Genomic DNA, 11,876 nt, shown 5'->3' with positions numbered 1-11,876 from the left:
GTCCAAGGCCCGCCACCCCCGGTCTTCGTCTGTCGTCAGCCCTGCTTGGGAGAGGTAGGCGGGGTCAGCCGCACGGTGAAGGAGTGACCCGACGGGTCGGAGTAGCCGCGCTCCTCGTTCGGGCCCACCGCGTCCCGGGTCTCGATGGGGCGGCCGCCGAGCGACACGATCCGCCGCTCGACCTCGTCCAGGTCGTCCACCATGAACTCGAGGTGGACCTGGAGCGAGTTCTCCGGGCGAGGCCAGCTCGGAGGCGTGGCGTTCACATCGCGGCGGAAGGCGATAAGGAAGCCGTCCGCGCCCCGCAGCTGCACCAGGTTGGCGGAGGCGAGGGTCTGCTCGCCGTCCAGCAACTCCCCGTAGAAAGCGGCCAGTTTCTCCGGCTCCGCACAGTCGAGCACCACCACGCCCGCTTTGACCAGGGTCATGTTTCCTCCCAGAGAGTCGCCTCCTCTGAGACTGTCCCGGCCCGGCGGATTCAGTCGGCGTTCCCGGGGCGGCCCGGTCTCCGGCGGCCCGGTCCGTGCGGTCCGGCTCAGTCCGTGAGGTCCGGCTCAGTCCGTGAGGTCGACCAGGAACTTGCGTGCTGGGCAGAAGAAGGTGACGCCGGTGACCGCCCGCGAGTAGTCGAGGATGCGGTCGTGCAGGGGCGGCGGGTCGCCGATGAACATGCGCTCCAGCATCTTCTCCGTGACCCACAGGTACCGGGAGTAGCCGATGAAGTACGTGCCGTACTCGCCTTCGCCGGGCGTGGCGAACGGCATGTTGTCACGGAGTATGTCGTGCTCGCCCTCGGCGTCCTCGATGGTGCACAGGGTCTTGTGCGACTTCTGGCCCTCGGTCGCGTCGGGGAGTTCGATGTTGCCGAACTTGGTGCGGCCGATGATCTGTTCCTGTGTCTCGGTGGTCTGGGCGCGCCAGTCCTTGAGGTCGTGCAGGTATTTCTGGATGACGACGTAGCTGCCGCCCGTGTACGCCGGGTCCTCCTCGCCCACCAGGGTGGCCGCCGGCAGGGAGAGGCCGATCGGGTTGGCCGTACCGTCCACGAATTCCATGAGGTCGCGGCCGTTGTGATAGCGGAATCCGCTGACATCGTCCACGGCGGTCACGGAGTCACCGAATTCCTCAAGGAGGATCTTCTCGAATTCCACGACCAGGTCGACCGAGTCGGCGCGTACGTGATAAAGGAGATCACCTTCGGTGGCGACCGCGGTGTGCCGGGCGCCGCGGATCTCCCGGAAGGGCCTGAGTTCCTTCGGCATCGGTTTCCGGGTCAACGGCGTCCAGGCGTGGTGCGAGATTCCGAGATTGCAGGTGAACACACCGGTGTTCACCTGAATCCTGATGTCCTTGACCAGATCCTCGATACTCGCCACCACCGACCGCGCCTCGTCCATGGCTTCTTCACCGCCATTGACGGTCAGCACCAGGAACGCGGCCGCGGCGGTCAGCGGCGCGTCGATGTACTGCGGCTCGGTCTCCAGATCGTGCTTGGCGACGGCGGTGTGATCCATGGCCTCTCCCGTTGAGCGGCCCGCGGCGTGGGCGGCGGGCAGGGCGGTGCGCGGCGGCCGTGACCCGGCCAGTCCAGCATCCGCCACCGCAGGACACTGCGCCACCGGCGCCTGAGAGGTCGGCCAAACAGGTGATCCCGGATGGCCTAGGCACGTGCGGCTGCCCAGAAACCACGGGCCCGCCGGGGTATTTCCGGCTCGCGGGTTGATCGACTCGAAGTGGCAGCCTGACGACGGCGGGCCGAGACTGAAGCGGCAGTTGGTGATCAGTGAAGAGCACGTGGCCGAGCAGCGATCCAGACGTTCTCCAGGAGATCACATGGTGGAACAGCCCTCGGACGTCCATATAGAAGGAACGGACGACAGAACCCTCGTCGAACAGCGCGGTTCCGGTCCGGCGTCGGTGGAGACCGAAGTGCGGCTGGCGGATGTGCTGGCCGATGTCATGGGCGTGGAGAACGTTCCGGCCGACGCGCACTTCTTCGACGGCCTCGGTGCCAATTCACTGGTGATGGCGCAGTTCTGCGCGCGGGCCCGGAAGCGGGAGGATCTGCCGTCCCCGTCCATGAAGGACATCTACCGGTACCCCACGATCCGCGTCCTGGCGGCGGCTCTCGCGGAATCCGCCCCGGCTCCTGCCGATGCCACGGCCGGCCTCTCCCTCACCACGCTCGCCGTGCCGCCGGAACCGGTGACACGCGCCGGCACGCTTTCCCACAGTTTGTGCGGCACGGCCCAGTTGCTGATCTTCCTGGCATATTCACTGGCCGCCGGTTTCGGCACGGCGAGCGGTTACGAATGGGTCGCCGACGGTTCCGGTGTGGGGGACATCTATCTGCGGTCACTGTTGTTCGGTGGCATCGGATTCGTGGTTCTGTGCGCTTTTCCCGTCATCGCCAAATGGGTGCTGGTCGGGCGCTGGAAACCCGGTGAGTTCCCGGTCTGGGGCCTTTCCTACCTGCGCTTCTGGCTCGTCAAGGCGCTGCTGCACGCGAATCCGATGATTCTCTTCATCGGCAACCCGCTGTACGTGTTCTATCTGCGGGCACTCGGCGCACGGATCGGCAAGGGCGTGACGATCCTCTCCCACTCGGTACCGGTCTGCACGGATCTGCTGACGATCGGTGCCGGCACGGTCATCCGCAAGGACACGTTCTTCCTCGGCTACCGGGCGCACGCCGGGCGTATCCAGACGGGCCGGATCAGCATCGGCCGGGACGTGTACATCGGGGAGAAGACCGTCCTGGACATCGACACCTCGATGGGTGACGGCGCCCAGCTCGGGCACTCCTCGTCGCTGCACAGCGGCCAGTGCGTCCCGGACGGCGAGCATCAGCACGGCTCCCCCGCGCAGGCGACCGACACGGACTATCTACGGGTCGCGCCGGCCCGGTGCGGCACCGCCCGCCGGGCCTGGTTCGCGCTCGCGTCGCTGCTCCAGCTGTTCCTGCTGTACATCCCGCTAGGTGTGGGCGGTCTGTACATCCTGTTCACCGCGGTACCGGCGGTCCGCAGACGGCTCGATCCCGAGGCGGCGCTGCCGCCGGTGGAGCTGATCACCGACGCGCTGGTCCTCTCCCTGGTGCTGTTCGTCGGCTTCCTCGTCCTCGGCCTGGTCCTGGTGTGCACCCTGCCGCGCCTGCTGAACCTGGTGGTGCCGCCGGACCGGGTGTTCCCGCTCTACGGGTTCCGGTACGCGGTGCACCGGACGACCGCGCGGATGACGAACATCAAGTTCTTCGCGTGGCTCTTCGGGGACAGCTCGTACGTCGTCAACTACCTGCGCGGCATCGGGTACGACCTCTCCCATGTCGAGCAGACCGGGTCGAACTTCGGCACCGAGATGCAGCACGAGACGCCGCTGCTGGTGACGGTGGGCAGCGGGACGATGGTGGCCGACGGGCTCTCCGTGGTCAACGCGGACTACTCGGCCACGTCGTTCCGGGTGTCGCGGGCGACGATCGGGGCGCACAACTTCCTCGGCAACAACATCGCCTACCCCATCGGCGGCCGGACCGGCGAGAACTGCCTGCTGGCGACGAAGGTGATGGTGCCGCTCGACGGGGAGATCCGCGAGGGGGTCGGGCTGCTCGGTTCGCCGTGCTTCGAGATCCCCAGGTCGGTGGAGCGCGACTCCCGGTTCGACCACTTCAGGACCGGGGAGGAGTTCAGCCGGAACCTCTCGGCGAAGAATCGTTTCAACCTGCGCTCGATGGGCTTCATGCTGTTCCTGCGCTGGCTGCACGTCCTCGCGCTGACGCTGCTGGCACTGACCACCGTGGAGCTGTACGGCGTGCTGGGGCACGTCGTGATCGCCACGTACATGGCGCTGACGCTGGTCCTGTCGACGCTCTACTACGTGCTGGTGGAGCGCTGCCTGACCCGCTTCCGCCCGCTGCACCCCATGCTGTGCTCCATCTACGACCCGGCCTTCTGGTCGCAGGAGCGCCTGTGGAAGGTGCCGGACCGGCACCTGAACATCTTCAACGGGACCCCCTACAAGTCCCTCGTCTGGCGCCTGCTCGGTGTCCGCATCGGCCGCCGGGTGTTCGACGACGGCTGCTACATGACGGACCGCACGCTCGCCGTCATCGGCGACGACTGCACCCTGAACGCCGGCAGCAAGGTCCAGTGCCACTCGCAGGAGGACGGCACGTTCAAGTCCGACATCAGCACGCTCGGTGCGGGCTGCACCCTGGGCGTCGGTTCGCATGTGCACTACGGCGTGACGATGGGCGACGGCGCGCGGCTGGCGCCCGACTCCTTCCTCATGAAGGGCGAGGAAGTCCCCGCGCACGCGCGCTGGGGCGGCAACCCCGCCGTGGAGATGCCGGAGGCCGCGCCGCGGCCGGCCGGTACCGGCCGCAGGACACCACAACCGTCCGTGGACAGCGCCGCCGCGGCGTCCGTGAACTGAGGGAGCATTCGATGGGAACGCGTGTGCAGGCGGACCGGGAGTTCTGGAGCGGCGTACTGACCGCAGGCGGATACACCGCGGTGCCGCGCTGGGCCGGGGTGCCGCTCCCCGGCACGGCCGAGCACCAAATGCCGTTGCCCGCATCCCTGGGCGACCTGGCGCGACGGCTCGACGTGCCCGCGGGCGCGCTGCTGCTGGCGGCCCACGCCAAGGTGCTCTCCTCACTGACCGGCGAGCAGGACGTGGTGACCGGATACGCCTCCGGCACGGCCGGCGAGCCCCTGCCGTGCCGCCTCACCGTCTCCCCCGGCACCTGGCGCACGCTCGCCGGAGCGGCGCACCGGGCCGAGTCGGAGACGCTGGCCCACCGGGACTTCGCCCTGGCGGACCTGCGCCGCGAACTGGGCCTGACGGAACCGGCGTTCGAGGTGAGTTGCGGCGCGCCGAACCCCCTCTCCGGCGACCGTGTCCTGCACGTGCACTGGTCCGAGGCCGAGGGACGCCTGGTCCTCCGGTACCGCACGGACGTCCTGGACGCCGTGAGCGCCCACCGCGTCGCCGGGTACCACCTGCGGGCGCTGGAGCTGATCGCGGCCGACCTGGACGCCGAGCACACGCGGCAGAGCCTGCTGTCGGCCGAGGAGCGGCACGAGCAGCTGGAGGGCCTGGCCGGTCCCGGTCGGGAGCTGCCGGACGCGCGGGCACACGAACTGTTCGAGCGGCGCGCACGGCGGCACCCGGACGCGGTGGCGGCGGTGCACGGCGGCCGGGAGTGGACGTACGGCGAGCTGAACCGCCGGGCCAACCGGCTGGCGCGGGCGCTGGTGGCGCGCGGGGTGGGCCGGGAGGACGTGGTGGCCGTGGTCACCGAGCGGAATCTCGACTGGCTGGCCGCGACGCTGGCCGTGTTCAAGGCGGGCGGCGCCTATCTGCCGATCGAGCCGCACTTCCCGCCCAGCCGGGTCGCGGCCACCCTCTCCCGGGCCGGGTGCCGGCTGGCGCTCACCGAGCCGGGCAGCACCGGCACCCTCGACCTGGCCCTCGCGCGCGTTCCCGGCGCCAAGCGGCTGCTCATCGGGGACGCCTGCGCCGAGGGGCACGCCGAGGACGACCTCGGTGTCGCCGTGGACCCTGGTCAGCTGGCCTACATCTACTTCACCTCCGGCTCCACGGGCGAGCCGAAGGGCGCGATGTGCGAGCACGCGGGGATGCTCAACCACCTCTTCGCCAAGATCGACGACCTGGGTGTCGGTGAGGGCGGGGTGGTGGCGCAGACGGCGCCGCAGTGCTTCGACATCTCGCTGTGGCAGCTGGTCTCCGCGTTGCTGGTGGGCGGGCGGACACTGCTGGTGGAGCAGGACGTGCTGATGGACGTGGAGCGGTTCGCGGACACGCTGGTGGACGGCCGGGCCGGGGTCACCCAGCTCGTGCCCTCCTACCTGGAGGTCCTGGTCTCCTACCTGGAGCGGCACCCGCGGGACTTCCCGGACCTGCGGTTCGTGTCCGTGACCGGGGAGGCGCTCAAACCGGAGCTGACGCAGCGCTGGTTCGCCGTGCAGCCGGGCATCAAGCTGGTCAACGCCTATGGTCTGACCGAGACTTCGGACGACACCAACCACGAGATCATCGACGGGGCGTGCGAGCGCGTCCTGCTGGGGCGTGCGGTGAACAACGTCCGCGTCCTGGTCGTGGACGAGCGGCTGGAGCTGGTGCCGCTGGGCGCGCCGGGGCTGATCGCCTTCTCCGGCGTCTGTGTGGGCCGGGGCTACGTCAACGATCCCGAGCGGACCCGTGAGGCGTACCTGGAGGACCCGTACCGGCCGGGTGAGCGGCTGTACCTCGGCGGTGACTGGGGGCGCTGGCATCCCGGCGGGAAGCTGGAGTTCCTGGGGCGCCGGGACAACCAGGTCAAGATCCGGGGCTTCCGCATCGAGATCGGCGAGATCGAGAACACGCTGCTGCGGGTGCCGGGGGTGCGGGACGGCGCGGTGGTCGTGGCCGAACGGGACGGTCAGGGGCAGCAGTTGGTCGCCTTCTACGCCGGGCGCGAGCTGCTCGTGGACGAACTGCGCGAGGCGCTGGGCGCGGCGCTGCCGGCGTACATGGTCCCGGCCGCCTTCCAGTGGCAGGATGCCCTGCCGCTGACCGCCAACGGCAAGACCGACCGGAAGGCGCTCACCGCGCTGGCCGGGCGGAGCACGCCCGAGGCGCGGGAAGACGCCGAGGACCGGGGGCCGCGTACCTCGGCCGAGCGGCGGCTCGCGGCGGCGTGGGCCGAACTGCTCGGCGTTCCCGAAGAGCGGATCGGTCGCAGGGACCACTTCTTCGACTCCGGTGGCACCTCCCTGACAGCGGTGAAGCTGACGATCGCGCTGGACCGCGCGGTGTCCCTGAAGGACATCACCCGGAACCCGGTCCTCGCCGAGCTGGCCGCGCTCCTGGACGGCGCGGCGGGTCGGACCGGGGAGTTGCTCCAGCCGCTGGCGGAGGCGGACGGGACGCCGGAGTGCGCGCTCGTGTGCTTCCCGTACGCGGGCGGCAACGCGGTCAACTTCCAGCCGGTGGCGAGCGCGCTGGCGGGCGGCGGGATGCCGGTCCTCGCGGTGGAGCTGCCGGGGCACGACCTGGCCGGGCGGCAGGAACCGTTCGCCTCGATCGCCGAGGTGGCGGAGCGGGTCGCGGCGGAAATCACCGCGCGCGGTCTCACCCGGGTCATGCTGTGGGGCCACTCGTCGGGCGCCGCGCCGGCCGTGGAGACGGCCCGCAGACTCCAGGAGCGCGGGGTGGAGGTGGCGCGGCTGTTCCTCGGCGCGCAACTGCTCGGCACGGCCGCCGAGCGGCATGCCGCGGTGGAGGCGCTGTCGGTCCGCAGCGACGCCGAGATCGCCGCACGACTGGCCGAGGAGGGCGGTTACACCGAGCTCGCGGAGCTGACCGCGCGGCACGCCGAGCGGGTCGGCGCCGCCTACCGGCACGACTGCCTCTCCGCGCACCGCTATTTCTGCGACGCCCTGGAGAACCCGCCGGCGGTACGGCTCACGGCCCCGGTGTCGGTGGTGGTGGCCGCCGACGATCCGTACACGGCCGGGTACACCGGGGCCCACCGGGACTGGCTGCTGCTGGCCGGCCTTGTGGACCTGCACGAACTTTCCGACGGCGGGCACTACTTCCCGCGCCTGCGCCCCACCGAGGCGGCGAAGGCCGTACTTGCGGCAGCCGATGCGCCGGCCTCAGCCTGACCCCTCCCCCAACCCAGCCCCGTGACGGGCGACCGAAAGGAAATCCGAGATGTCGACCTCATCCCTGTCAGCCCCGCTCGATGTGGAGCTGCGGCCGGGCAGACCGCCGATGGCCCGCATCGACACCCCGGCCGATGTGCCGGCCTGGGCGGAGCGGTACCGCGAGGTGCTGCGCACTCAGGTCGCCGAGCACGGGTCGCTGCTGGTCCGGGGCCTGGGGCTGCGGGACCCCGAGCAGATAGGGGCCGCGTTCGCCCGGCTGACCGGCGGTCTCATGACGGAGCGCGAGTCCTTCGCGCCCCGCGAGACCTACGGCTCGGGGCTCTACCGTTCCACGACCTGGCCGGCCAACCAGCCGATGTGCATGCACCACGAGCTGAGTTACACGCAGGAGCCGCCCGGCCTGATGCTGTTCGCCTGCATGACCGCGCCCGAGGACGGCGGGGCGACGGCGGTGGCCGACGCGGCGGAGGTGCTGCGGGAGCTGCCCGCCGACGTGCGGGAGCGCTTCGGGCGGGAGGGCTGGCTGCTCACCCGCTCCTACAACGACGAGATCGGGGCGTCCCTGGAGGAGTCCTTCGGGACCGCCGACCGCGCCGGGGTCGAGAGCTACTGCCGGTCGCACGGCATCGAGGCCGCGTGGCAGCCGGACGGCTCCCTGCGGACGACGCAACGGCGCCCGGCCGTGGTCCGCCACCCCGTCACGGGTGAGGCGTGCTGGTTCAACCAGATCGCCTTCCTCAACGAGTGGACGCTCGCCCCCGAAGTGCGCGAGTACCTCGTGGACATCTACGGCGCGGACGGCCTGCCGTTCAACACCCGCTTCGGCGACGGCACTCCGATCGGCGAGGACGTGGTCGAGCTGCTCAACGCGACGTACGAGAAGCACACCCGGCGCGAGCCGTGGCTGGCCGGTGATCTGCTGCTCGTCGACAACGTCCGTACCGCGCACAGCAGGGAGCCCTACACCGGGGACCGGGAGGTGCTGGTCGGCATGGCCGAGCCGCGCCGCCTCGAAGCCGGTGCCACGAACCCGGAGGCGAGCGAGCGATGACCGACCTGTTGCCCACCCCCGCGCGGCCGGCCGCACCCGGCCCGGTGTCGCCCACGTTCGCGGTGATCTCCGGTGAGCAGGTGCAGAAGGCGCTCACCGGGCGCGAGAAGGAGATCACGGACCTGGTCGAGGCGACCTACCGGCTGCACGGCGCCGGGGACTCGGTCAATCCGCCGTCCTACTTCCTGCGGTTCCCCGACCGGCCCAGCTCGCGGATCATCGCGCTGCCGGCGTCGGTCGGCGGGTCCGTGGGGGTCGACGGCATGAAGTGGATCTCCAGCTTCCCGGACAACGTCCGCTCCGGGCTCCCCCGCGCCTCGGCGGTGCTGATCCTCAACGACCCCACGACGGGCTATCCGTTCGCCTGCCTGGAGAGCTCCGTCATCAGCGCGACCCGGACCGCCGCGTCCGCCGCGCTGGCCGCCGACTGGTTCAGCCGCGACCGGCCGCGCCCGACCCGCGTCGGGTTCTTCGGCACCGGGCTGATCGCCCGCTACATCCACACCTTCCTCGCCGGAACCGGCTGGGAGTTCGAGACGGTCGGGGTGCACGACCTGGCCGCCGACAGCGCCGCCGGCTTCTGCGACTATCTGCGGCAGAGCGGGACGAGCGCCGAGGTCACCGTGCACGACAGCGCGGCGGACCTGATCCGCTCCAGCGACCTGGTCGTCTTCGCCACGGTCGCGGGACAGCCCCACGTGTCCGACGCGTCGCTGTTCTCCCACAACCCGCTGGTCCTGCACGTCTCGTTGCGGGACCTCGCCCCCGAAGTCCTCCTGGCGTCCGCGAACTTCGTCGACGACGTGGAGCACTGCCTGAAGGCCGACACCTCCCCGCACCTGGTCGAACAGCGCACCGGGAACCGGGACTTCCTCAACGGCACGCTCAACGACGTGATGCTCGGCCGGGCCGCCCCGCCGCCCGACCGGCCGATCGTGTTCTCGCCCTTCGGGCTCGGCGTCCTCGACCTCGCCGTCGGCAAGTACGTCTACGACGAGACGGCCGCCGCGGGAAACCTCGGCCTCATCGACAACTTCTTCCACGACCTGCGCCGGTACGGCTGAGAGCGCTGCCCTTCCCCGGTACCAGGAGGCCCACCGTGCCCGTCATATCCGCACCCCATGACTTCAACGAAGGCCATCTCTTCGTCGACCTCAAGTCGATCCTCGGATGTCCCCTGTACCTGAAGTGCGAGGGCTTCAACTTCGCCGGCTCCATCAAGCTGAAGGCCGCGAACGAGATGGTGGAGGGCGCCGAGCGGGAGGGCATCCTCAAGCCGGACTCCGTCATCGTCGAGTCCTCGTCCGGGAACCTCGGCGTGGCGCTCAGCATGATCGCCGCGAGCAAGGGCTACAAGTTCCTGTGCGTGACGGACTCGCGCTGCAATCTGTCGACCCGGCTGCTGATGGAGGCCCTCGGCAGCAAGGTGCACATCGTGGCCGACCTGGACGAGAACGGCGGGTTCCTCGGCACGCGGATCGAGTACGTCCGCTCGCTGTGCGCCTCCGACGACCGGTACGTCTGCCTCAGCCAGTACACCAACCCCGGCAACTGGCAGGCGCACTACCGCACGACCGCACCGCAGATAGCCCGGCACTTCCCGAACCTGGACGTGCTGTTCGTCGGTACGGGCACCGCCGGGACGCTGATGGGGTGCGCCCGCTACTTCCAGCAGTGGCACCGGCCGGTGCGGATCGTCGCGGTGGACAGCGTGGGCTCGGTCGCGTTCGGCGGGGAACCGGGCCGCCGGATGATCCCCGGCCTCGGGATGAGCATGCGGCCTCCGCTGCTCGACGAGTCCTACGTCGACGAGGTGATCCGGGTGGAGGAGGCGGACACCATCCGGGCCTGCCACCAGATGGCCCGGCGCGGCTTCCTGTTCGGCGGGTCCACAGGCACGGTGGTCAGCGGCGCGACACACTGGCTGGCCCGCCACGACACCCGTGACCTGACGGCGGTGGCCATCGCGCCGGACCTGGGCGAGCGCTACCTCGACACCGTCTACCAGACCAACTGGCTCCAGGATCTGTTCGGCGACGAGATCCTCGCCCCGACCGGACAGCCCACCACCTTCGAGGCGGAGGAGCCGGCGCCCCGGGAGGCGGACAGCTGGCCACAGGCGTGACACCTCTCCCCCGAGGTCCCCCAGGTCCCTCCGGTCTCCCCCGTCTCCCCCGTCTCCCCGGTCCGCCCGGTCCCGTCCATGTCGGTGCCTCCGATGTGAGGACCATATGGAACCGGGGCCGGGCAGGCGTCCTTCCGCGTATGCGGGGCATCCGGTCTTCCGGATACGCAGGAGGGGTGATGGTCATGTTCGAACCCGACCGTGAAAAGGCGGTGGCCCGTGAGGAGCCGGTCGGTGAACTCGTGCAACGAGCCTCGCAGCAGCTCACCGAGCTGGTGCGGGGTGAACTCCGGCTCGCTCAGGCGGAGATGAAGGAGAAGGGCAAGCGGTACGGCAAGGGCGGCTCGCTGTTCGGCGGTGCCGGGCTGACCGGCTTCCTCGCGCTCCAGGCCCTGGTCGCCACGGCGATCGCCGCCCTGGCCGTACCTCTTCCCGTGTGGGCGGCCGCGCTCATCGTCACCGGCGTCCTCGGCGTGGTCACGGCGGTACTCGCCCTGACCGGCAAGAAGGAGGTCGGCCAGGCCGCCCCGCCCGCTCCGGAACAGACCATCGACAGTGTGAAGGCCGATGTGGCCGAGATCAAGGAGAGTGCCAAGCGATGACACAGCAGCCGTTCGAGGAGTCCTCGTCCGCGAGCCCGCAGGAGCTGCGCGAGCAGGTCGAGCGGACCCGCCACGAGCTCGGGGAGACCGTGGAGGCGCTCACCGACAAGGCCGACGTCAAGGCCCGCGCGCAGGAGAAGGCGGCCGCGCTGAAGGTGCAGACCGCCGAGACCGCGCAGAAGCTGGCGGAGAAGGTGCCGGACCCGGTCAAGGAGAAGGCCGCCGCGGCCGCGACCCAGGTCCGGGCCAAGGCCGGCCAGGCCGAGCAGCTCTGGCAGGACCGTGCCCCCGAGCAGGTCCGCGACAAGCGCAAGCTGCTGATCGCCGGCGCGGTCGCGGTGGTCGCGCTGAGCCTGCTGAGCCGCCGTAAGCGCCGCTGACGCGTGCGCGTCACCGAACGGGCCCCGGCCGAGCGTCACTTCGCT

At 70.4% G+C, this 11,876-nt stretch carries 9 protein-coding genes; 7 read left to right on the top strand and 2 right to left on the bottom strand.

Going from position 1 to position 11,876, the window contains the following annotated elements; genetic code table 11:
- Window positions 1-35 precede the first annotated feature (35 nt).
- Window positions 36-428 carry a VOC family protein gene (locus tag ACFWN1_RS27045; RefSeq protein WP_384367182.1) on the bottom strand — a complete coding sequence of 131 codons (393 nt, stop codon included), beginning with the start codon at window positions 426-428 and terminating at the stop codon, window positions 36-38.
- 126 nt (window positions 429-554) lie between these two features.
- Window positions 555-1,514 carry a Dyp-type peroxidase gene (locus tag ACFWN1_RS27040; RefSeq protein WP_384367179.1) on the bottom strand — a complete coding sequence of 320 codons (960 nt, stop codon included), beginning with the start codon at window positions 1,512-1,514 and terminating at the stop codon, window positions 555-557.
- Between the two features lie 319 nt (window positions 1,515-1,833).
- Here ACFWN1_RS27040 and ACFWN1_RS27035 point away from each other — a divergent pair, with 319 nt between their 5' ends.
- From ACFWN1_RS27035 to ACFWN1_RS27005, 7 genes are all read left to right on the top strand, one after another.
- Window positions 1,834-4,431, top strand: coding sequence for a Pls/PosA family non-ribosomal peptide synthetase (locus ACFWN1_RS27035; protein ID WP_384367176.1), 2,598 nt, complete (start codon window positions 1,834-1,836; stop codon window positions 4,429-4,431).
- An 11-nt stretch (window positions 4,432-4,442) separates the two neighbouring features.
- A complete protein-coding gene (locus tag ACFWN1_RS27030; RefSeq protein ID WP_384367173.1) occupies window positions 4,443-7,670 on the top strand; it encodes an amino acid adenylation domain-containing protein in 3,228 nt (1,075 codons plus the stop codon).
- A gap of 49 nt (window positions 7,671-7,719) precedes the next feature.
- Window positions 7,720-8,724 carry a TauD/TfdA family dioxygenase gene (locus ACFWN1_RS27025; protein WP_384367170.1) on the top strand — a complete coding sequence of 335 codons (1,005 nt, stop codon included), beginning with the start codon at window positions 7,720-7,722 and terminating at the stop codon, window positions 8,722-8,724.
- Window positions 8,721-9,788 (top strand): 2,3-diaminopropionate biosynthesis protein SbnB, encoded by a 1,068-nt coding sequence (gene sbnB, locus ACFWN1_RS27020; RefSeq protein ID WP_384367167.1) that lies wholly within the window; start codon window positions 8,721-8,723, stop codon window positions 9,786-9,788. Before ACFWN1_RS27025 ends, sbnB begins: the two co-directional genes overlap by 4 nt.
- Window positions 9,789-9,823: 35 nt before the next feature.
- On the top strand, window positions 9,824-10,849 hold the full coding sequence (sbnA, locus tag ACFWN1_RS27015) for a 2,3-diaminopropionate biosynthesis protein SbnA (RefSeq protein ID WP_384367164.1): 1,026 nt from the start codon (window positions 9,824-9,826) through the stop codon (window positions 10,847-10,849).
- A gap of 185 nt (window positions 10,850-11,034) precedes the next feature.
- On the top strand, window positions 11,035-11,451 hold the full coding sequence (locus ACFWN1_RS27010; RefSeq protein ID WP_384367161.1) for a phage holin family protein: 417 nt from the start codon (window positions 11,035-11,037) through the stop codon (window positions 11,449-11,451).
- Window positions 11,448-11,831 carry a DUF3618 domain-containing protein gene (locus ACFWN1_RS27005; protein WP_384367158.1) on the top strand — a complete coding sequence of 128 codons (384 nt, stop codon included), beginning with the start codon at window positions 11,448-11,450 and terminating at the stop codon, window positions 11,829-11,831. Before ACFWN1_RS27010 ends, ACFWN1_RS27005 begins: the two co-directional genes overlap by 4 nt.
- Window positions 11,832-11,876: the final 45 nt, after the last annotated feature.

It is taken from the genome of Streptomyces sp. NPDC058459 (assembly GCF_042721685.1).
Classification (GTDB): Bacteria; Actinomycetota; Actinomycetes; order Streptomycetales; family Streptomycetaceae; genus Streptomyces.
Note: the sequence above shows the minus strand (reverse complement) of the source record. Positions and strands in the feature narration are given on the sequence as shown.

What these genes read in the sequence shown, in the direction of transcription:
- ACFWN1_RS27045 (WP_384367182.1), bottom strand. Translation starts at nt 428, where the DNA reads ATGACCCTGGTCAAAGCGGGCGTGGTGGTGCTCGACTGTGCGGAGCCG.
- ACFWN1_RS27040 (WP_384367179.1), bottom strand. Translation starts at nt 1,514, where the DNA reads ATGGATCACACCGCCGTCGCCAAGCACGATCTGGAGACCGAGCCGCAG.
- ACFWN1_RS27035 (WP_384367176.1), top strand. Translation starts at nt 1,834, where the DNA reads ATGGTGGAACAGCCCTCGGACGTCCATATAGAAGGAACGGACGACAGA.
- ACFWN1_RS27030 (WP_384367173.1), top strand. Translation starts at nt 4,443, where the DNA reads ATGGGAACGCGTGTGCAGGCGGACCGGGAGTTCTGGAGCGGCGTACTG.
- ACFWN1_RS27025 (WP_384367170.1), top strand. Translation starts at nt 7,720, where the DNA reads ATGTCGACCTCATCCCTGTCAGCCCCGCTCGATGTGGAGCTGCGGCCG.
- sbnB (WP_384367167.1), top strand. Translation starts at nt 8,721, where the DNA reads ATGACCGACCTGTTGCCCACCCCCGCGCGGCCGGCCGCACCCGGCCCG.
- ACFWN1_RS27010 (WP_384367161.1), top strand. Translation starts at nt 11,035, where the DNA reads ATGTTCGAACCCGACCGTGAAAAGGCGGTGGCCCGTGAGGAGCCGGTC.
- ACFWN1_RS27005 (WP_384367158.1), top strand. Translation starts at nt 11,448, where the DNA reads ATGACACAGCAGCCGTTCGAGGAGTCCTCGTCCGCGAGCCCGCAGGAG.